This window comes from Streptococcus sp. HMSC076C08 (assembly GCF_001810825.1).
GTDB lineage: Bacteria > Bacillota > Bacilli > Lactobacillales > Streptococcaceae > Streptococcus.
In genome coordinates, this window is sequence record NZ_KV802723.1 from 46960 (window position 1) to 66025 (window position 19066).

The 19066-nt window shown below is 43.7% G+C and carries 24 protein-coding genes; 22 read left to right on the plus strand and 2 right to left on the minus strand.

Annotated elements, in window-relative coordinates; genetic code table 11:
- The first annotated feature begins 55 nt into the window (after positions 1–55).
- The 13 genes from HMPREF2766_RS03370 to pflA all read left to right on the plus strand — a co-directional run bounded on the left by HMPREF2766_RS03370 (position 56) and on the right by pflA (position 11191).
- Entirely contained in the window at positions 56–832 is a 777-nt protein-coding gene (locus HMPREF2766_RS03370) for a TatD family hydrolase (RefSeq protein ID WP_070567736.1), read from the plus strand.
- Positions 832–1395 carry a ribonuclease M5 gene (rnmV, locus tag HMPREF2766_RS03375; RefSeq protein ID WP_070567738.1) on the plus strand — a complete coding sequence of 188 codons (564 nt, stop codon included), beginning with the start codon at positions 832–834 and terminating at the stop codon, positions 1393–1395. The genes HMPREF2766_RS03370 and rnmV overlap by 1 nt, the downstream gene beginning before the upstream one ends.
- An 11-nt stretch (positions 1396–1406) precedes the next feature.
- Positions 1407–2261 carry an SDR family NAD(P)-dependent oxidoreductase gene (locus HMPREF2766_RS03380; RefSeq protein WP_070567740.1) on the plus strand — a complete coding sequence of 285 codons (855 nt, stop codon included), beginning with the start codon at positions 1407–1409 and terminating at the stop codon, positions 2259–2261.
- Between the two features lie 193 nt (positions 2262–2454).
- Positions 2455–2790, plus strand: a complete 336-nt coding sequence (locus HMPREF2766_RS03385; RefSeq protein ID WP_000702740.1) for a hypothetical protein — start codon at positions 2455–2457, stop codon at positions 2788–2790.
- Positions 2787–3659, plus strand: a complete 873-nt coding sequence (gene rsmA, locus HMPREF2766_RS03390; protein WP_070567742.1) for a 16S rRNA (adenine(1518)-N(6)/adenine(1519)-N(6))-dimethyltransferase RsmA — start codon at positions 2787–2789, stop codon at positions 3657–3659. The genes HMPREF2766_RS03385 and rsmA overlap by 4 nt, the downstream gene beginning before the upstream one ends.
- A 1-nt stretch (position 3660) precedes the next feature.
- Positions 3661–4539 carry a ribosome small subunit-dependent GTPase A gene (rsgA, locus tag HMPREF2766_RS03395; protein ID WP_070567744.1) on the plus strand — a complete coding sequence of 293 codons (879 nt, stop codon included), beginning with the start codon at positions 3661–3663 and terminating at the stop codon, positions 4537–4539.
- A gap of 10 nt (positions 4540–4549) precedes the next feature.
- Positions 4550–5206, plus strand: coding sequence for a ribulose-phosphate 3-epimerase (rpe, locus tag HMPREF2766_RS03400; RefSeq protein WP_061587992.1), 657 nt, complete (start codon positions 4550–4552; stop codon positions 5204–5206).
- On the plus strand, positions 5169–5831 hold the full coding sequence (locus HMPREF2766_RS03405; RefSeq protein WP_070567746.1) for a thiamine diphosphokinase: 663 nt from the start codon (positions 5169–5171) through the stop codon (positions 5829–5831). The genes rpe and HMPREF2766_RS03405 overlap by 38 nt, the downstream gene beginning before the upstream one ends.
- 1 nt (position 5832) lies before the next feature.
- A complete protein-coding gene (gene rmuC, locus HMPREF2766_RS03410) occupies positions 5833–7089 on the plus strand; it encodes a DNA recombination protein RmuC (RefSeq protein WP_070567748.1) in 1257 nt (418 codons plus the stop codon).
- Positions 7079–8020, plus strand: a complete 942-nt coding sequence (locus HMPREF2766_RS03415; RefSeq protein ID WP_070567750.1) for a 3'-5' exoribonuclease YhaM family protein — start codon at positions 7079–7081, stop codon at positions 8018–8020. Before rmuC ends, HMPREF2766_RS03415 begins: the two co-directional genes overlap by 11 nt.
- A gap of 104 nt (positions 8021–8124) precedes the next feature.
- Positions 8125–8952 (plus strand): pur operon repressor, encoded by an 828-nt coding sequence (purR, locus tag HMPREF2766_RS03420; protein WP_002874197.1) that lies wholly within the window; start codon positions 8125–8127, stop codon positions 8950–8952.
- Between the two features lie 66 nt (positions 8953–9018).
- Positions 9019–10275, plus strand: coding sequence for a diaminopimelate decarboxylase (locus HMPREF2766_RS03425; protein ID WP_049550061.1), 1257 nt, complete (start codon positions 9019–9021; stop codon positions 10273–10275).
- 121 nt (positions 10276–10396) lie between these two features.
- Positions 10397–11191 (plus strand): pyruvate formate-lyase-activating protein, encoded by a 795-nt coding sequence (gene pflA / locus HMPREF2766_RS03430; protein ID WP_070567752.1) that lies wholly within the window; start codon positions 10397–10399, stop codon positions 11189–11191.
- Between the two features lie 75 nt (positions 11192–11266).
- Here pflA and yidC read toward each other — a convergent pair whose 3' ends face one another.
- Complete coding sequence (yidC, locus tag HMPREF2766_RS03435) at positions 11267–12193, minus strand: membrane protein insertase YidC (protein ID WP_070567854.1); 927 nt, start codon at positions 12191–12193, stop codon at positions 11267–11269.
- Between the two features lie 77 nt (positions 12194–12270).
- On the minus strand, positions 12271–12549 hold the full coding sequence (locus HMPREF2766_RS03440) for an acylphosphatase (RefSeq protein WP_001174620.1): 279 nt from the start codon (positions 12547–12549) through the stop codon (positions 12271–12273).
- 33 nt (positions 12550–12582) lie between these two features.
- Between HMPREF2766_RS03440 and HMPREF2766_RS03445 the strand changes: the two genes are divergently transcribed.
- The 9 genes from HMPREF2766_RS03445 to HMPREF2766_RS03480 all read left to right on the plus strand — a co-directional run bounded on the left by HMPREF2766_RS03445 (position 12583) and on the right by HMPREF2766_RS03480 (position 19037).
- A complete protein-coding gene (locus tag HMPREF2766_RS03445) occupies positions 12583–13323 on the plus strand; it encodes a TrmH family RNA methyltransferase (RefSeq protein WP_000152683.1) in 741 nt (246 codons plus the stop codon).
- A gap of 54 nt (positions 13324–13377) precedes the next feature.
- Positions 13378–14061, plus strand: a complete 684-nt coding sequence (locus HMPREF2766_RS03450) for a Bax inhibitor-1/YccA family protein (RefSeq protein WP_001076864.1) — start codon at positions 13378–13380, stop codon at positions 14059–14061.
- 109 nt (positions 14062–14170) lie between these two features.
- Positions 14171–15163: an aspartate--ammonia ligase gene (asnA, locus tag HMPREF2766_RS03455; protein WP_070567753.1), complete on the plus strand. Its 993-nt coding sequence runs from the start codon at positions 14171–14173 to the stop codon at positions 15161–15163.
- A 64-nt stretch (positions 15164–15227) separates the two neighbouring features.
- Positions 15228–15767 carry a 16S rRNA (guanine(966)-N(2))-methyltransferase RsmD gene (rsmD, locus tag HMPREF2766_RS03460; protein ID WP_070567755.1) on the plus strand — a complete coding sequence of 180 codons (540 nt, stop codon included), beginning with the start codon at positions 15228–15230 and terminating at the stop codon, positions 15765–15767.
- On the plus strand, positions 15757–16245 hold the full coding sequence (coaD, locus tag HMPREF2766_RS03465; protein ID WP_001280715.1) for a pantetheine-phosphate adenylyltransferase: 489 nt from the start codon (positions 15757–15759) through the stop codon (positions 16243–16245). The genes rsmD and coaD overlap by 11 nt, the downstream gene beginning before the upstream one ends.
- The gene (locus HMPREF2766_RS03470) at positions 16229–17266 is read left to right on the plus strand and encodes a SepM family pheromone-processing serine protease (protein WP_049501597.1); all 1038 of its coding nucleotides are present in this window, start codon (positions 16229–16231) and stop codon (positions 17264–17266) included. The genes coaD and HMPREF2766_RS03470 overlap by 17 nt, the downstream gene beginning before the upstream one ends.
- A gap of 55 nt (positions 17267–17321) precedes the next feature.
- The gene (locus HMPREF2766_RS09865) at positions 17322–17552 is read left to right on the plus strand and encodes a DUF1146 family protein (protein WP_002892633.1); all 231 of its coding nucleotides are present in this window, start codon (positions 17322–17324) and stop codon (positions 17550–17552) included.
- 23 nt (positions 17553–17575) lie between these two features.
- Positions 17576–18856, plus strand: a complete 1281-nt coding sequence (murA, locus tag HMPREF2766_RS03475) for a UDP-N-acetylglucosamine 1-carboxyvinyltransferase (RefSeq protein WP_000411924.1) — start codon at positions 17576–17578, stop codon at positions 18854–18856.
- The gene (locus HMPREF2766_RS03480; protein WP_000977280.1) at positions 18843–19037 is read left to right on the plus strand and encodes a DNA-directed RNA polymerase subunit beta; all 195 of its coding nucleotides are present in this window, start codon (positions 18843–18845) and stop codon (positions 19035–19037) included. The genes murA and HMPREF2766_RS03480 overlap by 14 nt, the downstream gene beginning before the upstream one ends.
- The last annotated feature ends 29 nt before the right edge of the window (positions 19038–19066 follow it).

Genomic DNA, 19066 nt, shown 5'->3' on the forward strand with positions numbered 1-19066 from the left:
AAATTCTTTTATTCTGGTAGTTAAGGAATATTGAGGAAAGAGAGGGAAATATAGTATGGATATTTTTGATACGCACACACATTTAAATGTAGAAGAATTTGCAGGACGTGAGGCAGAAGAAATCGCCTTGGCTGCTGAGATGGGTGTGACACAGATGAATATTGTTGGTTTTGATACACCGACCATTGAGCGAGCCCTAGAATTGACAGATGAGTATGAGCAGCTCTACGCAACTATTGGTTGGCATCCGACGGAAGCAGGGACTTACACAGACGAGGTCGAAGCTTACTTGCTTGAAAAACTAAAACATCCCAAGGTTGTTGCTTTAGGTGAGATTGGTCTGGACTATCACTGGATGACAGCACCTAAGGAAGTGCAGGAGCAGGTTTTTCGTCGTCAGATTCAGTTGTCTAAGGACTTGAATTTGCCTTTTGTGGTCCATACCCGTGATGCGCTAGAAGATACTTATGAGATTATCAAGAGTGAGGGCGTTGGTCCTCGTGGTGGCATCATGCATTCATTTTCAGGTTCTTTGGAGTGGGCTGAGAAGTTTGTCGGGCTTGGTATGACCATTTCTTTCTCAGGAGTGGTAACTTTTAAGAAAGCGACGGATATCCAAGAAGCTGCTAGGGAACTTCCTTTGGATAAAATCCTCGTTGAGACAGATGCCCCTTACCTGGCTCCTGTTCCTAAACGTGGCCGTGAAAACAAAACAGCCTACACACGCTATGTGGTAGATTTTATCGCGGATTTGCGTGGGATGACGACTGAGGAGTTAGCCGCAGTAACAACTGCAAATGCAGAGCGTACCTTTGGATTGGACAGCAAGTAATGAAAGAAAAAATTTCCCAAGTAATCGTGGTCGAAGGTCGCGATGATACGGCCAATCTCAAACGTTACTTTGATGTAGAGACCTATGAAACACGAGGTTCCGCAATAAATGACCAGGATATAGAACGCATTCAGCGTCTGCATGAATTACATGGAGTCATTGTCTTTACAGATCCAGATTTTAATGGGGAACGCATTCGTCGCATGATTATGACGGCCATTCCAACAGTACAGCATGCTTTTCTCAAGCGAGATGAGGCTGTTCCCAAATCTAAGACCAAGGGACGTTCTCTGGGAATCGAACACGCCAGCTACGAAGATCTAAAAACAGCACTGGCTCAGGTGACAGAGCAATTTGAAAACGAGAACGAGTTTGACATCAGTCGTGGTGACTTGATTCGCCTAGGTTTCTTGGCGGGAGCAGACAGTCGTAGGCGTAGAGAGTATCTAGGAGAGGCTCTACGAATTGGCTATTCCAACGGCAAACAACTCCTCAAGCGCTTAGAGTTATTTGGGATAACCTTGGCAGAAGTGGAAGAAGCGATGACTAAGTATTTAGCCTAAGGGAGTCAGAAATGAAAAGAGTGATTATTACGGGTGGCAATAGTGGTATTGGCTACCAGGCTGCAAAACAATTAGCTGAAAAGGACTGGTCGGTAACTCTCTTTTGTAGACGAAAAGAAGCTGCCGAGCAAGCCTGTGAGAAAATCCGTCAACAAACAGGAAATCCGCATGTAGATTATATTTTGGCTGATTTATCTGAGATGAAAAGTGTCAAGGAAGCGGTAGAACAGTATATTCAAAAAGAAGACGCTTTAGACGTTCTGATTAACAATGCAGCTGATTTTGACTTATCGGTCAAAAAGCCCATCCTGACTAGGGAGGGATTAGAAAAGCAATTTGCGACAAATGTGGTTGCTCCCTTTTTACTTTCTACCTTGTTAAAGGGTTTGTTGGAAAAGTCAAAAAGTGGTCGGATTATTAATATTTCTTCCCAAGGGCTGATGCTTTATCCTTTCATGAAGCTTGATTTTGAAAATTTAGCTGGTCAAAAACATTATAGTCCTGCCAAGACCTATTATCAGAATAAACTAGCCTTGTTGATGCTGTCGCTTTATATGCAGAAACATTGGAAAGGTATCAAGGTTCAGGCAATCCGTGTGACCAATGTCAAAGTTGATATGCGCCGCTATGATCACCTCAGCCCTTTTATGAAAAATTTGTATAAAATCAAGTCAAGATTTTCGATTAGTCCTGAAGAAATGGCCAAAGTCTATACAGCCTTATCTACAGAAGATGGCCATGACGGTTTTCTGTATGACGAGAAATGCAGGGAAGTAAAAGCAAATAGAACTGCTTACGAAGAAGAGGGGCAAGCAAAACTATATTCCTTACTTGAACAACTAACATTTTCAAGAGACAATCTATAAAGAATTAGAAAAATAAATTTTATGCTTACTTCAAGAGTGGAAAGAAATTTAGATATCGAAATCTGTTTGGAGAGTTCTGAAAAGTGATAACAATAACCAGATAACCCGAAAATATAAGGGGAATGTGTTACAATAGAGGTACTTAGATTTATTTTGATAGCGTTAAAATAGAAACTTATAAGGACAGAACGAAATGAAAATCCGAGTTGACAGAGATTCTGTGTGTATTGGGGATGATGTATTGCCCCATGAGACAGAATTTGAGATTTCTGAAGATATGACGGTGAAAGAATTTTTTGACTTTCTAGAAAAGGAACGTTATTTGCCGTCTGTTCAAGGAAATAATGTGGCCTGGGAACTCCGTAATCGAAATGGGGAACACGGTGTTTATTTCACCAAAACACGAGAGATTATCCATCCAGATGCGGTCTTAAAAGAGATGTTGGAAGGAATTACTGAGACTCCCTTATTTGTTTTGCTCTATCATTATACCCCGGAAGCATACTATATTAGAAAAGAGAATAAATGAGAATTGCAGATTATAGCGTGACCAAGGCAGTGCTGGAGCGTCACGGTTTTACCTTTAAAAAGTCCTTCGGGCAAAATTTCCTGACGGATACCAATATCCTTCAAAAAATCGTGGATACGGCTGAGATTGATGACCAGGTTAATGTCATTGAAATTGGGCCAGGAATTGGTGCTTTGACGGAATTTTTGGCTGAGCGTGCGGCAGAGGTTATGGCCTTTGAGATTGACCACCGTTTGGTACCGATTTTAGCAGATACCCTGCGTGATTTTGACAATGTGACAGTAGTCAACGAGGACATTCTCAAGGTCGATTTGGCGCAGCATATTCAGAATTTCAAAAATCCTGACCTGCCCATTAAGGTGGTAGCCAACTTGCCTTACTACATTACGACGCCTATTCTCATGCACTTGATTGAAAGTGGCATTCCTTTTAGCGAGTTTGTGGTTATGATGCAGAAAGAAGTCGCGGACCGTATCTCCGCACAGCCAAATACCAAGGCTTATGGTAGTTTGTCGATTGCTGTGCAGTATTATATGACAGCTAAGGTTGCCTTCATCGTGCCTCGTACGGTCTTTGTGCCAGCCCCAAATGTGGACTCAGCCATTTTAAAAATGGTGCGTCGTCCAGAGCCTGCTGTAGCAGTGAAAGATGAGAACTTCTTCTTTAAGGTTTCCAAGGCTAGTTTTACCCATCGTCGCAAGACCTTATGGAACAACTTAACAGGCTACTTTGGGAAAACTGATGAAGTCAAGGATAAGCTGACCAAGGCTTTGGACCAGGCAGGCTTATCTCCATCTGTGCGTGGGGAAGCTCTCAGTTTGGAAGAGTTTGCCAGTCTGGCAGATGCGCTTAAAGGACAAGGACTCTAAGATGCAGGGACAAATCATTAAAGCCTTGGCGGGCTTCTATTATGTGGAGAGTGATGGTCAAGTTTACCAGACACGCGCGCGTGGGAATTTCCGTAAAAAAGGCCATACACCTTATGTCGGAGACTGGGTAGACTTTTCTGCCGAGGAAAATTCCGAAGGTTATATCCTCAAGATTCATGAACGGAAAAACAGTCTCGTCCGTCCGCCTATTGTCAATATTGACCAAGCCGTGGTGATCATGTCCGTCAAGGAACCTGATTTTAACAGCAATTTGCTGGATCGGTTCTTGGTTCTTCTAGAACACAAGGGTATCCATCCTATCGTTTATATTTCTAAAATGGATTTGCTAGAAGATAAGGGAGAACTCGATTTTTACCAGCAGACCTATGGAGCTATTGGTTACGATTTTGTGACCAGTAAAGAGGAACTCCTGCCTTTGTTGACAGGAAAAGTGACGGTCTTTATGGGGCAGACAGGTGTTGGAAAATCAACCCTCCTCAATAAAATCGCACCGGACCTCAATCTTGAAACAGGAGAAATCTCAGACAGTCTAGGTCGTGGTCGCCATACCACTCGAGCTGTAAGTTTTTACAATCTCAATGGTGGTAAAATCGCGGACACTCCAGGATTTTCATCACTGGATTATGAAGTGTCAACAGCAGAAGACCTCAATCAGGCCTTTCCAGAGATTGCCAGTGTCAGTCGAGACTGCAAGTTCCGTACTTGTACCCATACCCATGAGCCGTCCTGTGCGGTTAAGCCGGCTGTTGAAGAAGGAATCATTGCAACCTTCCGTTTTGACAACTACCTGCAATTTCTCAGTGAGATTGAAAATCGCAGAGAAACCTATAAAAAAGTCAGCAAAAAAATTCCAAAATAAGGAGAAACCTATGTCTCAATACAAGATTGCTCCGTCAATTCTGGCAGCAGATTATGCCAACTTTGAACGTGAAATCAAACGTCTAGAAGCAACTGGTGCAGAATATGCCCATATCGATATCATGGATGGTCACTTTGTACCACAAATCAGTTTTGGTGCAGGTGTGGTTGAAGCTCTTCGCCCCCATAGCAAGATGGTCTTTGACTGCCACTTGATGGTATCAAATCCTGAGCATCATCTAGAAGATTTTGCGCGTGCGGGAGCGGATATCATCAGTATCCATGTGGAAGCAACGCCTCATATCCATGGTGCCCTCCAAAAAATTCGCTCTCTTGGTGTCAAACCTTCGGTTGTTATCAATCCTGGGACACCTGTGGAGGCGATTAAGCACATCCTTCACCTAGTGGACCAAGTCTTGGTGATGACGGTTAACCCTGGATTTGGTGGGCAAACTTTTCTGCCTGAAACCATGGATAAGGTTCGTGAGTTGGTTGCCCTTCGTGAGGAAAAAGGTTTGAGCTTTGAGATTGAAGTCGATGGCGGGATTGATGATCAAACCATTTCTCAGGCTAAAGAAGCTGGTGCTACCGTTTTTGTAGCGGGATCTTATGTCTTTAAGGGAGATGTCAATGAACGAGTGCAAACTCTCAGAAAACAATTGGACTAGGGTTGCCGTTTTTGCCGGCGGAGATCGCGGTCATTATCGGACGGATTTTGATTGCTTTGTCGGTGTGGATCGAGGCTCGCTCTGGGTCTTGGAAGAAGACCTTCCTCTCGACCTAGCAGTTGGAGATTTTGATTCGGTGACTGCAGACGAACGTCAGTTGATTCAAAAACGTGCCCAACATTTTGTCCAAGCCCAGCCAGAAAAGGATGATACGGATCTGGAACTAGCACTTTTAACGATTTTTGAAAAAAATCCTCAAGCCCAAGTGACCATTTTTGGGGCTTTGGGTGGTCGTATTGATCATATGCTGGCTAATGTCTTTCTGCCTAGCAATCCCAAGTTGGCACCCTATATGCGCCAGATAGCGATTGAGGATGGGGAAAACTTGATTGCCTATTGTCCAGAAGGAACCAGTCAGCTTCAACCCCGTTCAGACTACGATTATCTAGCCTTTATGCCAGTTCGGGATAGCCAGCTGACTATTCTTGGTGCCAAGTACGAATTGACAGAGGAGAATTTTTTCTTTAAAAAAGTATACGCTTCTAACGAATATATAGATAGGGAAGTTTCGGTGACTTGCCCTGATGGCTATGTGGTTGTCTTGCATAGCAAGGACAGGAGGTAGGATGGAGACTGTATTACTACTATTATTAATTGCCAACCTAGCTGGACTCTTTCTCATTTGGCAAAGGCAAGATAAGCAAGACAAGTACCTAGCCAAGAGCTTGGAGGATCAGGCAGACAATCTTTCAGATCAACTGGATTACCGCTTTGAACAAGCCAGACAAGCCAGCCAGCTGGATCAAAAAGACTTGGAAGTGGCTGTCAGCGACCGTTTGCAAGAAGTGCGAATGGAGTTGCACCAAGGCCTGACGCAAGTCCGTCAAGAAATGACAGATAATCTGTTGCAAACTAGAGATAAGACTGACCAACGTCTCCAAGCCCTGCAGGAATCAAATGAACAACGCTTGGAGCAAATGCGCCAGACGGTCGAGGAAAAATTGGAAAAGACCTTGCAGACGCGCTTGCAGGCTTCCTTTGAGACAGTTTCAAAGCAACTAGAGTCGGTCAATCGTGGCCTGGGAGAGATGCAGACAGTTGCCCGCGATGTTGGTGCCCTTAACAAAGTTCTCTCTGGAACCAAGACGCGAGGGATTCTGGGTGAATTGCAACTGGGGCAAATCATCGAAGACATCATGACACCTGCCCAGTACGAACGAGAATTTGCAACTGTTGAAAACTCTAGCGAGCGAGTAGAGTACGCCATCAAGTTACCTGGCCAAGGCAACCAGGAATATGTCTATTTGCCGATTGACTCCAAGTTTCCACTGGCGGATTATTACCGCTTAGAAGAAGCTTATGAAGCAGGCGATAAGGACGAAATCGAACGCTGTCGTAAGTCACTCCTAGCAAGCGTCAAGCGCTTTGCCAAGGATATCAAGAGCAAGTACATAGCGCCACCGCGGACGACCAATTTTGGAGTCTTGTTTGTTCCGACAGAGGGACTCTACTCAGAGATTGTTCGCAATCCGGTCTTCTTTGATGATTTGAGACGGGAGGAGCAGATTATTGTTGCTGGCCCAAGTACCCTATCAGCCCTGCTTAACTCTCTATCAGTTGGCTTCAAGACTCTCAATATCCAAAAGAGTGCCGACCATATCAGCAAGACTCTTGCCAGCGTCAAGACCGAGTTTGGCAAGTTCGGAGGCATTCTGGTCAAGGCACAAAAGCATCTCCAACATGCCTCTGGCAATATTGATGAATTATTAAACCGTCGTACCACAGCTATTGAGCGGACGCTCCGTCACATTGAGTTATCAGAAGGTGAGCCTGCGCTTGATCTACTCCATTTCCAAGAAGATGAGGAAGAATATGAAGATTAGTCACATGAAAAAAGATGAGCTGTTTGAAGGCTTTTACCTGATCAAGTCAGCTGACCTGAGACAGACGCGTGCTGGGAAAAACTACCTAGCCTTTACCTTCCAAGACGATAGCGGCGAGATTGAAGGGAAGCTCTGGGATGCCCAACCTCATAACGTCGAGGCCTTTACCGCAGGGAAAGTGGTCCACATGCAGGGACGCCGAGAAGTGTACAATAACACTCCTCAAGTCAATCAAATTACTCTCCGCCTACCTCAGCCTGGCGAACCCAACGATCCGGCTGATTTTAAGGTCAAGTCACCAGTCGATGTCAAGGAAATCCGTGACTACATGTCGCAAATGATTTTCAAGATTGAAAATCCTGTCTGGCAGCGTATCGTTCGTAGTCTCTACACCAAGTATGATAAGGAATTCTACTCCTATCCAGCTGCCAAGACCAACCACCATGCCTTTGAAACGGGTTTGGCCTATCATACAGCAACCATGGTGCGCTTGGCAGATGCCATTAGCGAGATCTATCCTCAGCTCAACAAGAGCCTCCTCTATGCTGGGATTATGTTACATGACTTGGCCAAGGTTATTGAGTTGACGGGACCAGACCAGACGGAGTATACAGTACGAGGCAATCTCATCGGCCATATAGCCCTCATCGATAGCGAAATTACCAAGACAGTCATGGAGCTGGGCATCGATGATACTAGAGAAGAAGTGGTGCTACTGCGCCATGTCATCCTCAGTCACCATGGCTTGCTGGAGTATGGAAGTCCAGTCCGTCCACGCATTATGGAGGCAGAGATTATTCATATGATTGACAATCTAGATGCCAGCATGATGATGATGTCAACAGCTCTAGCTTTGGTGGATAAAGGAGAAATGACCAATAAAATCTTTGCTATGGACAATCGTTCCTTCTATAAACCAGATTTAGATTAATGATTTAAGAAAAACGAGCATTTTTTACGCAATAATGTTCGTTTTTTTATGTGAATGTGGTATAATGGATAAAATATCAAAATTAAATGGAATGGTAAATAAAAATGAAATTAAGAAGAAGTGATCGGATGGTTGTCATTTCCAACTATTTGATTAATAATCCATACAAACTAACAAGTCTCAATACCTTTGCAGAAAAGTACGAATCTGCTAAATCATCGATTTCAGAGGACATCGTGATTATCAAGCGTGCCTTTGAGGAAATCGAAATCGGTCATATTCAGACTGTGACTGGAGCAGGTGGTGGCGTTATTTTTACACCATCAATCTCAAGCCATGAAGCCAAAGAAATGATCGCAGACTTGCGTGACAAACTTTCAGAAAGCGACCGTATCTTGCCAGGTGGTTATATCTACCTGTCTGATTTGCTCAGTACACCTGCCATTTTGAAAAATATTGGGCGCATCATTGCCAAGAGCTTTATGGACCAAAAAATCGATGCCGTTATGACAGTAGCAACAAAAGGTGTGCCACTCGCAAATGCAGTTGCCAATGTCCTCAATGTTCCATTTGTCATTGTGCGCCGTGATTTGAAAATTACCGAAGGTTCAACGGTCAGCGTCAACTATGTTTCAGGTTCCAGCGGTGACCGCATTGAGAAAATGTTCCTTTCAAAACGCAGTCTCAAGGCAGGCAGTCGTGTCTTGATCGTGGATGACTTTTTGAAAGGCGGCGGAACGGTCAACGGGATGATTAGTCTCTTGCGTGAGTTTGATTCAGAGTTGGCTGGTGTTGCAGTCTTTGCAGACAATGCCCAAGAAGAACGTGAAAAGCAGTTTGATTACAAGTCACTCTTGAAAGTAACCAATATTGATGTTAAGAACCAATCCATCGATGTTGAGATTGGAAATATCTTTGACGAAGACAAATAAGAGATAGAACTAAAGGTTGGAACGATTGTCCCAGCCTTTCTTTGCAAACAGAATAGAAGGATGCTTATGAAAACACCATTTATCAGCCGTGAAGATTTAGAAACAATTGTTGCAGAGTTCCCGACTCCCTTTCACTTGTATGATGAGAAGGGGATTCGTGAAAAAGCAAGAGCAGTCAACCAGGCCTTTTCTTGGAATAAGGGATTCAAAGAATATTTTGCCGTCAAGGCCACTCCAACCCCAGCCATCTTGAAAATCCTCCAAGAGGAAGGTTGCGGTGTGGACTGTTCTAGTTACGTGGAGCTCTTGATGAGCCATAAACTGGATTTCCCCGGTTCTGAAATCATGTTCTCTTCTAACAACACGCCTGACAAGGAATATGCCTATGCGCGTGAATTGGGAGCAACTATTAACTTGGATGCCTTTGAAGACATTGAACATCTGGAGCGAGCGGCAGGCATTCCAGAAATCATCTCTTGTCGTTACAATCCTGGAGGCATTTTTGAGCTAGGAACAGATATCATGGACAATCCTGGAGAAGCCAAGTTTGGGATGACTAAGGACCAGCTTTTTGAAGCCTTTGCTATTTTGAAGGAAAAAGGAGCCAAGACTTTTGGGATTCACTCTTTCCTAGCATCCAATACCGTGACCCATCTCTACTACCCAGAGTTGGCGCGTCAGCTTTTTGAATTGGCTGTTGAAATCAAGGAAAAGTTGGGTATTTCGCTAGACTTTATCAATCTTTCCGGCGGTATTGGTGTCAACTATCGTCCTGAGCAGGAGCCAAATGACATTGCTGTGATTGGTGAGGGAGTTCGTAAGGTTTATGAGGAAGTCCTCACACCTGCAGGACTTGGTCAGGTCAAGATTTTTACTGAATTAGGTCGCTTTATGTTGGCGCCTCACGGAGCTTTGGTCACAAGAGTCACTCATAAGAAAAAAACCTACCGTACCTATCTGGGCGTGGATGCATCAGCAGTCAACCTCATGCGCCCAGCCATGTATGGAGCCTACCACCATATCACCAATCTGACTCATCCAGATGGACCTGTTGAAGTGGTAGACGTGGTCGGTTCACTCTGTGAAAACAATGATAAATTTGCAGTGAACCGCGAACTACCTTATACAGAAATCGGTGATTTGCTAGTGATTCATGATACAGGTGCACATGGATTCTCCATGGGTTACCAGTACAATGCCAAACTACGCTCGGCAGAAATCCTCTATACCGAAGAAGGGAAAGCCCGTCAAATCCGCCGTGCAGAGCGTCCTGAGGACTATTTTGCAACCTTGTATGGTTTTGATTTTGAATCGGATCAGTAAAAGAAATTGAAAATGAAAGTGAAAAACAGATTGCTTTCTAAAAAATAGACAAAAAAACCTTGTTTTTCACCTTACTCGTGATATAATAAAACTATAAAACGGTTTCAAGGAAGGTGACGATATGTCTGAAGAAACAATTGACTATGGACAAGTGACAGGAATGGTGCATTCGACAGAGAGTTTTGGGGCGGTAGATGGCCCTGGGATTCGGTTTATTGTCTTTTTGCAGGGCTGTCAGATGCGTTGCCAGTACTGCCATAACCCCGATACATGGGCTATGGAGACCAATAAATCACGAAGACGGACAGTAGACGATGTTTTGTCAGAAGCCCTTCGCTACCGTGGATTCTGGGGAGACAAAGGAGGAATCACTGTCAGTGGAGGAGAAGCCCTCTTACAGATTGATTTCTTGATTGCCCTTTTTACCAAGGCCAAGGAAAAAGGAATCCACTGTACCTTGGATACCTGTGCCCTTCCGTTCCGTAATAAACCACGTTATCTCGAAAAGTTTAATAAACTCATGGCTGTGACAGATTTGGTTCTCTTGGATATCAAGGAGATCAATGAAGAACAGCACAAGATTGTCACAAGTCAAACCAATAAAAACATCTTGGCCTGTGCAAAATATCTATCAGATATCGGGAAACCTGTGTGGATTCGCCATGTGCTGGTTCCAGGCTTGACAGATAGAGATGAGGATTTGATTGAACTCGGCAAATTCGTCAAAACCCTCAAAAACGTTGACAAGTTTGAAATCTTGCCTTATCACACGATGGGTGAGTTCAAGTGGCGTGAACTTGGAATTCCATACTCACTTGAAGGGGTCAAACCTCCAACAGCAGACCGTGTCAAGAATGCCAAGAAATTGATGGATACAGAAAGTTACCAAGACTACATGAAACGTGTTCATGGATAAAAAAAGAAGCCCGATGGAGATATCGGGCTTTTGTGATGATAAAAAGCCTAGCATTTCAGCTAAGCTTTTTTCTTATTATCTCGAGCGTTGTTTTCCAGAATTGCGTTTTTTATGTTTCTTATTAGTTATGATAGCAGTTGCTTGGTTTGGAGTGACATCTTTGCGTCCGCCTCCAGTTGAAAACGAGCTTGCTTTCGGTGGGTTTTTGGCAAATTCTTCACGAACTTTTTTGCGAAGTTTTGGACGAACAACATAGTTAACGATGAACTGTTGGAGAATCATCATGAAACCACCGACAACCCAGTAAAGGGTCACACTGGCTGGTGCGAAGAAGGAGAAGACGACAATCATGAGTGGGCTCATGTAAATCATTTTCTTGAGCTGTTCTCTTTGCATCTCATCTTCTACTCCATGAAGTGAGAGAATTGATTGGAGATAGTAGAGGATACCAGCGAAGGCGACAAGGATCATACTTGGGGAACCAAGATTGATACCCAAGAAAGTAGAGCTAGCTACACCATCAGTGTATTGGGCTGCAAAGTAGATAGCAGAGAAGAAAGGCATTTGAATGAGGATAGGGAAACATCCTACTCCACCGAACATGCTGATGCCGTGTTCTTTCTGAGCTGCAAAGAGGGCTTGTTGCGCTTCTAGTTTTTCTTCTTGAGTTGTTGCTTCTTTGAGACGTGTTTGATGTGGCTCAAGGACGTGTTTGAGGGCATTCATCTTCTCAGAGTGAAGCGTTGCCTTCCATGATTGGTAGATACCAAGTGGGAGGATAATCAAGCGCACGATAATGGTTACGATAATGATAGCCACACCAAAGCCTAGACCTTTATCAGTAGCGAAGTATTTGATGGCTTCAGCCATAGGTGCTCCGATAGTATTCCAAATTAATCCTGTGGGTTGTCCTGTTGCTTTGTCTATTTGGACACAGCCTGTCAAGACGAGTAGCATAGCCACTCCCATAGCAGAGAGGGCAAAACGTTTAATAGATTTCAATGTTTTCATTCCTTCTTTAAAAATTATACCTTTCTATTCTACTGTTTTTTTGTAAAATATACAATAGTTCTAGAGACCTAATTTGCGACTTTGAAGTCCGAATAGGATGAAAAGTTGCTCATTTGTACATCTAGATAGGTAACTTTTGAAAAAGGTGTCGGACCTTTTCGGATCTCTTGGATAAATTTTGCCATAGTTGCAGAGGAGTCTGCCTGAGCAAGAATTTCCACGGTGCCATCGTCGTTATTCCAGACACGACCAGTGATGCCACCGATTTCAAGAGCTAAAGTATAAACACCCCAGCGAAAACCAACACCCTGCACCCTGCCTTGGGCAATCATTCTAACCTTTTGCATACCAAACCCCTTTGATTGTGTTATAATATTTCTATGACTATTATAACCTCAAAAGCCAATTCTGTGGTAAAAAATGCCAAGAAATTACATCAAAAAAAATATCGAAAGTCTGCTTATTTGATTGAGGGCTGGCACTTGTTTGAAGAAGCTGTTCAAGCAGGAGTGACGATTGAGAAGATTTTTGCTCTGGAAAGCTATAAGGAACAGTTAGCCGCTTTTTCGCAAACAGTCTGGGTTTCAGAGGAGATTTTGCTAGATTTGGCAGATACGCAAACTCCTCAAGGGATTGTTGCAGTGATTCAAAAAGAAGAAGTGGGACTGCCTGATCTCCATCAGGGCAAGTATCTATTTTTAGAGGATGTTCAAGATCCTGGTAATGTGGGCACCATGATTCGGACTGCGGATGCTGCAGGTTTTACAGGGGTTATTGTTTCAGATAAGTCAGCAGATATCTACAGTCTTAAGACCCTACGTTCCATGCAAGGAAGTCATTTTCACTTGCCCATCTATCGGATGTCTCTTGCTTCCTTTATAGAAGAGACTAAGAAGACTGCTATGCCCATTCTGGCAACGACCTTATCGAGAGATTCAAAGGATTATCGTGAGCTTTCTTCACTAGAGAACTTTGTTTTAGTCATGGGAAATGAAGGGCAGGGGATTAGTTCTGTGATGGCTGAGAGTGCTGATCAGCTGGTTCATATAGGCATGAAAGGCCGAGCGGAAAGTCTCAACGTAGCAGTTGCAGCAGGCATTTTGATGTTTTATTTCAGCTAATTTATAAAATCTTTGTTATAATCAAGACATATTTATAGAAAAAGGAGAATCAGAATGAATCAAACGATTATTCAAGAACGTTCAGGTCTCAATCAATTTTACGCTAAGGTTTATGCCTTTGTGGGACTTGGGATTGGTCTATCGGCTCTCGTGTCAGCTTTGATGTTGACAGTCTTTCAGGCTCAATTGGTCTACTTTTTAATGCATGGCCGTCTCTGGTTGATGATTGCAACTTTTGCAGAACTTGCTCTAGTCTTTGTTGCAAGTAGCATGGCTGCCAAAAATAGCCCAGCAGCTCTCCCAGTATTTTTAGTTTATTCTGTTTTAAATGGTTTTACCCTTAGCTTTGTCGTAGCTTTCTATACGCCGGGAACAGTTTTGTCAGCCTTTGTATCCAGTGCCCTACTCTTCTTTGTCATGGCGGCAATCGGAATTTTCACTAAGAAAGATTTGAGTGGAATGGGCCGAGCTTTGATGGCGGTGCTTGTTGGTCTCATCATTGCCATGGTTGTAAATCTATTTTTAGCCAATAGCTTCTTTGACTACATGATTAGTATTGCCATGGTCTTGGTCTTCTCAGGTTTGATTGCTTGGGACAACCAAAAGATTCGCTATGTTTATGAGCAGTCACGAGGACAAGTAGCGACAGGATGGGTCATTTCAATGGCTCTCAGCATCTACCTAGACTTTATCAACCTCTTCCTTAGCATCTTACGTATCTTTGGTCGAAACGATTAATGAATGACAGAGTCAGTGTTCAAAAGAGCACTGACTTTTTCTTATTTACTCTTTTCTTTTCTTGGAAATAGGTGTATAATGCTTTTAACTAATTTTTGAGGAGCTGTTTATGAAGAAAAGTTTTATTCATCAACAAGAAGAAATTTCCTTTGTCAAAAACACTTTTACCCAGTATTTGAAAGATAAGTTAGAAGTTGTTGAAGTTCAAGGTCCTATCTTGAGCAAGGTCGGAGATGGGATGCAGGACAACCTATCAGGTGTCGAAAATCCAGTATCTGTCAAGGTTTTGCAGATTCCAGATGAAACCTATGAAGTCGTTCACTCACTTGCCAAATGGAAACGCCACACCTTGGCTCGTTTTGGTTTTGGTGAAGGTGAGGGTCTGTTTGTTCACATGAAGGCCCTTCGTCCAGACGAAGATTCGCTCGACGCGACCCACTCAGTTTATGTGGACCAGTGGGACTGGGAGAAGGTTATCCCAAATGGTCAACGCAATATCGCCTATCTCAAAGAAACCGTTGAGAAGATTTACAAGGCTATTCGTCTGACAGAGCTAGCCGTAGAAGCCCGCTATGATATCGAATCCATCTTGCCAAAACAAATCACCTTTATCCATACAGAAGAATTAGTGGAACGCTATCCAGACCTAACACCGAAAGAGCGTGAAAATGCAATCTGTAAAGAGTTCGGTGCAGCCTTCTTGATTGGTATTGGTGGCGAGTTGCCTGATGGCAAACCTCATGACGGCCGTGCACCTGACTACGATGACTGGACAACAGAGTCTGAAAATGGCTACAAAGGGTTAAATGGGGATATTCTAGTTTGGAACGAATCTCTTGGTTGTGCCTTTGAACTTTCATCAATGGGGATTCGGGTAGATGAGGATACCCTTCGTCGCCAAGTGGCTCTTACAGGAGACGAAGATCGTCTAGAATTGGAATGGCATAAAGCCCTGCTTAATGGCCTTTTCCCACTGACAATTGGTGGAGGTATCGGACAGTCTCGTATGGCCATGTTCCTTCTTCGTAAGAAACACATCGGAGAGGTTCAGACCAGTGTTTGGCCTCAAGAAGTTCGCGATACGTACGAAAATATTTTGTAGAGAATCGAACCGCAAGGTTCGGTTTTCTTTCTCTTTTTGCCTATAATTTGGTATAATAAACGGTATGAAAATCGTATCAGGAATCTACGGAGGGCGTCCCCTCAAGACGCTAGAAGGCAAGACGACGAGGCCGACATCAGATAAGGTGCGTGGAGCTATCTTTAACATGATAGGTCCCTATTTTGAGGGCGGTCGTGTCTTGGATTTCTATGCTGGCAGTGGTGGTTTATCTATTGAAGCTGTGTCAAGAGGGATGTCCCATGCTGTCTTAGTGGAACGGGATCGAAAGGCACAAGCTATCATCGCTGAAAACATCCAAATGACCAAGGAAGTTTCCAAATTTCAGCTCTTAAAGATGGAGGCTGAACGGGCCTTGGAGCAAGTGAAAGGTCCCTTTGGCCTGGTCTTTTTAGACCCTCCCTATGCCAAGGAACAAATCGTTGCAGATATCGAAAAAATGGCAGAAAGAAACCTTTTCTCCGAAGAGATCATGGTTGTCTGCGAAACCGATAAGTCTGTAGAACTACCAGAAGAAATTGCCTGCTTAGGTATCTGGAAGGAAAAAATATATGGGATTAGTAAGGTGACAGTTTATGTCAGATAAAATTGGATTATTTACAGGTTCATTTGATCCGATGACAAATGGACATCTGGATATCATTGAACGTGCCAGCAAACTCTTTGATAAGCTCTATGTCGGGGTTTTCTACAATCCCCACAAACAAGGCTTTCTCCCTGTTGAAAATCGCAAACGAGCAGTCGAAAAAGCGGTGGCGCATTTAGATAATGTAGAGGTGCTGGCTTCTCATGACCAACTAGTCGTAGATGTTGCAAGAAGACTGGGTGCTAAGACCCTTGTCCGTGGCTTGCGAAATACCACCGACTTGCAATACGAGTCTAGTTTTGATTACTACAATCATCAACTGGCTCCAGAAATCGAAACCATTTACCTATATAGTCGCCCAGAGCATCTTTATATTAGCTCTTCGGCCGTGAGAGAACTTCTGAAGTTTGGTCAGGAGATTCAGCAATATGTCCCAAACAGTGTTGTGGAGGAATTAGAACATGAAGAAAAAAACTAGATGGCCCTTATATGTCATCCTAGCACTAGTATTGACTTTTTTAGCCTTTGTAGTACCTTTACCATACTACATAGAAGTTCCGGGTGGAGCGGAAGATATTCGTCGCGTTTTGAAAGTCAATGAAACAGAAGACACAGAAGCAGGAGCTTACCAGTTTGTGACAGTTGGGATTCGACATGCAACCCTGTCGCATCTTGTCTATGCTTGGTTAACCCCTTTCACGGATATTAGAAGTGCCAAGGAGACTACGGGTGGCTCTACGGATGCAGAATTTATGCGGATTAATCAGTTCTACATGCAAACTTCTCAAAACATGGCCAAGTATCAAGGATTGAAGACGGCTGGAAAAGATATTGAACTCAAGTATCTGGGAGTCTATGTCTTGACCGTGACGGACAATTCAACTTTTAAGGGCATTCTGAACATTGCAGATACCGTGACAGCTGTTAATGACAAAACATTTGACAGTTCAAAAGACTTGGTCGACTATGTCAATTCTCAACAATTAGGGGATACGGTCAAGGTAACCTATGAAGAAGACGGAAAAGTCAAGTCTGCAGAAGGTAAAATTATCACTCTCGAAAACGGGAAAAACGGGATTGGGATTGGTTTGATTGACCGTACGGAAGTGACCAGTGACGTTCCAATTCGCTTTTCAACAGCTGGTATCGGCGGGCCAAGTGCTGGTCTCATGTTTAGTCTCGCTATCTACACCCAGATAGCAGATCCAGGACTTCGTAATGGCCGCGTCGTTGCGGGAACGGGAACCATTGATCGCGATGGAAATGTTGGCGACATCGGTGGAATTGACAAAAAAGTAGTTGCAGCCTCTCGTCAGGGAGCCAACATCTTTTTTGCTCCTGACAATCCAGTCACCGAGGAAGCAAAAAAAGCAGATCCCAATGCGAAAAGCAACTATGAAACAGCCCTAGAAGCTGCTAAAACGATCAAAACAGAGATGAAAATCGTTCCGGTTAAAACCTTGCAGGATGCGATTGATTACCTTAAAAACAATCCCTAATTCGTAGAAAAATCGAAAACTAGCGCGCAAGCGGATAAGATGGTATAATAGTCAAATGGTTCAATTATTATTCACTCTAAGTAGTCATATACTCTTTATTTATTTGAGTTTTTACCTTTTGAAGGATCTTGTGAGATGGGAAAAGGTTTTAAAAGTGACCGCTACTAATACAAAAAAAGTTCGTTTGTTGGTAGGCTTCTTTAGTATTGTGATGGGCTACATCTTGAGTTCATTCTTTATCAGTTTGTACCAACTGTGGCAAGAAGCACTTAGAGGACTATTATAAAATCAAAAGTAAAGGAAACAACTATGGAAAAAATTGTGGTTCAAGGCGGAGATAATCGTCTGGTCGGGAGTGTGACGATCGAGGGAGCAAAGAATGCAGTCTTACCCTTGTTGGCAGCGACTATTCTAGCAAGCAAGGGGAAGACAGTCTTGCAGAACGTCCCAATCTTGTCAGATGTTTTCACCATGAATCAAGTGGTTCGAGGTCTGAATGCCAAGGTGGACTTTGATGAGAAAGCTCATGTTGTCGAGGTTGATGCGACTGGTGATATCACGGAGGAAGCTCCATACAAGTATGTCAGCAAGATGCGTGCATCGATTGTAGTCTTGGGACCAATCCTTGCTCGTGTAGGCCATGCCAAAGTTTCTATGCCAGGAGGGTGCACTATCGGGAGTCGTCCAATCGACCTCCACCTCAAAGGTTTGGAAGCTATGGGGGCAAAAATCACCCAGACAGCTGGTTACATCGAAGCCAAGGCAGAACGCCTGCATGGCGCTCATATCTACATGGACTTCCCTAGTGTCGGCGCAACACAAAACCTCATGATGGCAGCGACTCTAGCTGATGGTGTGACAGTCATTGAAAATGCTGCGCGTGAGCCAGAAATTGTTGACCTCGCTATTCTCCTTAATGAAATGGGAGCCAAGGTCAAGGGAGCTGGTACCGAAACCATCACAGTGACTGGTGTCGAGGAACTCCATGGTGCGACCCACAATGTCGTTCAAGATCGTATCGAAGCCGGAACCTTTATGGTGGCTGCAGCTATGACTGGTGGCGATGTCCTCGTTCGTGATGCAGTCTGGGAACATAATCGCCCCTTAATCTCAAAACTACTTGAAATGGGAGTTGAAGTGACAGAGGAGTCAGAAGGTATCCGTGTTCGTTCTCAACTTGAAAATCTCAAGGCTGTTCATGTAAAAACCTTACCACATCCAGGCTTTCCAACAGATATGCAGGCGCAATTTACAGCTCTGATGACAGTCGCAAAAGGGGAATCCACCATGGTGGAAACGGTGTTTGAGAATCGCTTCCAACACTTGGAAGAAATGCGCCGTATGGGCTTGCATTCAGAGATTATCCGTGATACAGCTCGTATTGTTGGGGGACAGGCTTTACAGGGGGCAGAAGTTCTATCAACGGATCTTCGCGCTAGTGCTGCTTTGATTTTGACAGGTCTGGTGGCGCAGGGAGAAACAGTTGTCGGTAAGTTAGTCCACCTTGATAGAGGTTACTACCGTTTCCATGAGAAATTGGCTCAGCTAGGAGCGAAGATTCAGCGAATCGAGGCAAATGATGAAGAATAAAAATTTACGCTATGTACTCCGTCGTTTACTGTTGATTTTTATCGTCCTATTGCTAGGCTTTCTGGCTTTAGGGATCGGCTTGATGGTTGGCTATGGTATCCTAGGAAAGGGACAGGATCCATGGGCAATCCTGTCTCCAGCAAAGTGGCAGGAATTGATTAGCAAATTTACAGGAAATTAGACTGGGAGACCAGTCTTTTTCTAAAGAAA

Coding starts and splice junctions, on each gene's coding strand:
- HMPREF2766_RS03470 (WP_049501597.1), top strand. CDS start 16,229: ATGAAGAAAAAAACTAGATGGCCCTTATATGTCATCCTAGCACTAGTA.
- HMPREF2766_RS03450 (WP_001076864.1), top strand. CDS start 13,378: ATGAATCAAACGATTATTCAAGAACGTTCAGGTCTCAATCAATTTTAC.
- purR (WP_002874197.1), top strand. CDS start 8,125: ATGAAATTAAGAAGAAGTGATCGGATGGTTGTCATTTCCAACTATTTG.
- HMPREF2766_RS03370 (WP_070567736.1), top strand. CDS start 56: ATGGATATTTTTGATACGCACACACATTTAAATGTAGAAGAATTTGCA.
- rmuC (WP_070567748.1), top strand. CDS start 5,833: ATGGAGACTGTATTACTACTATTATTAATTGCCAACCTAGCTGGACTC.
- pflA (WP_070567752.1), top strand. CDS start 10,397: ATGTCTGAAGAAACAATTGACTATGGACAAGTGACAGGAATGGTGCAT.
- coaD (WP_001280715.1), top strand. CDS start 15,757: ATGTCAGATAAAATTGGATTATTTACAGGTTCATTTGATCCGATGACA.
- rsgA (WP_070567744.1), top strand. CDS start 3,661: ATGCAGGGACAAATCATTAAAGCCTTGGCGGGCTTCTATTATGTGGAG.
- HMPREF2766_RS03405 (WP_070567746.1), top strand. CDS start 5,169: ATGAACGAGTGCAAACTCTCAGAAAACAATTGGACTAGGGTTGCCGTT.
- HMPREF2766_RS03440 (WP_001174620.1), bottom strand. CDS start 12,549: ATGCAAAAGGTTAGAATGATTGCCCAAGGCAGGGTGCAGGGTGTTGGT.
- HMPREF2766_RS03445 (WP_000152683.1), top strand. CDS start 12,583: ATGACTATTATAACCTCAAAAGCCAATTCTGTGGTAAAAAATGCCAAG.
- HMPREF2766_RS03385 (WP_000702740.1), top strand. CDS start 2,455: ATGAAAATCCGAGTTGACAGAGATTCTGTGTGTATTGGGGATGATGTA.
- rnmV (WP_070567738.1), top strand. CDS start 832: ATGAAAGAAAAAATTTCCCAAGTAATCGTGGTCGAAGGTCGCGATGAT.
- HMPREF2766_RS03415 (WP_070567750.1), top strand. CDS start 7,079: ATGAAGATTAGTCACATGAAAAAAGATGAGCTGTTTGAAGGCTTTTAC.
- HMPREF2766_RS03380 (WP_070567740.1), top strand. CDS start 1,407: ATGAAAAGAGTGATTATTACGGGTGGCAATAGTGGTATTGGCTACCAG.
- murA (WP_000411924.1), top strand. CDS start 17,576: ATGGAAAAAATTGTGGTTCAAGGCGGAGATAATCGTCTGGTCGGGAGT.
- rsmD (WP_070567755.1), top strand. CDS start 15,228: ATGAAAATCGTATCAGGAATCTACGGAGGGCGTCCCCTCAAGACGCTA.
- rsmA (WP_070567742.1), top strand. CDS start 2,787: ATGAGAATTGCAGATTATAGCGTGACCAAGGCAGTGCTGGAGCGTCAC.
- asnA (WP_070567753.1), top strand. CDS start 14,171: ATGAAGAAAAGTTTTATTCATCAACAAGAAGAAATTTCCTTTGTCAAA.
- rpe (WP_061587992.1), top strand. CDS start 4,550: ATGTCTCAATACAAGATTGCTCCGTCAATTCTGGCAGCAGATTATGCC.
- HMPREF2766_RS09865 (WP_002892633.1), top strand. CDS start 17,322: ATGGTTCAATTATTATTCACTCTAAGTAGTCATATACTCTTTATTTAT.
- HMPREF2766_RS03425 (WP_049550061.1), top strand. CDS start 9,019: ATGAAAACACCATTTATCAGCCGTGAAGATTTAGAAACAATTGTTGCA.
- HMPREF2766_RS03480 (WP_000977280.1), top strand. CDS start 18,843: ATGATGAAGAATAAAAATTTACGCTATGTACTCCGTCGTTTACTGTTG.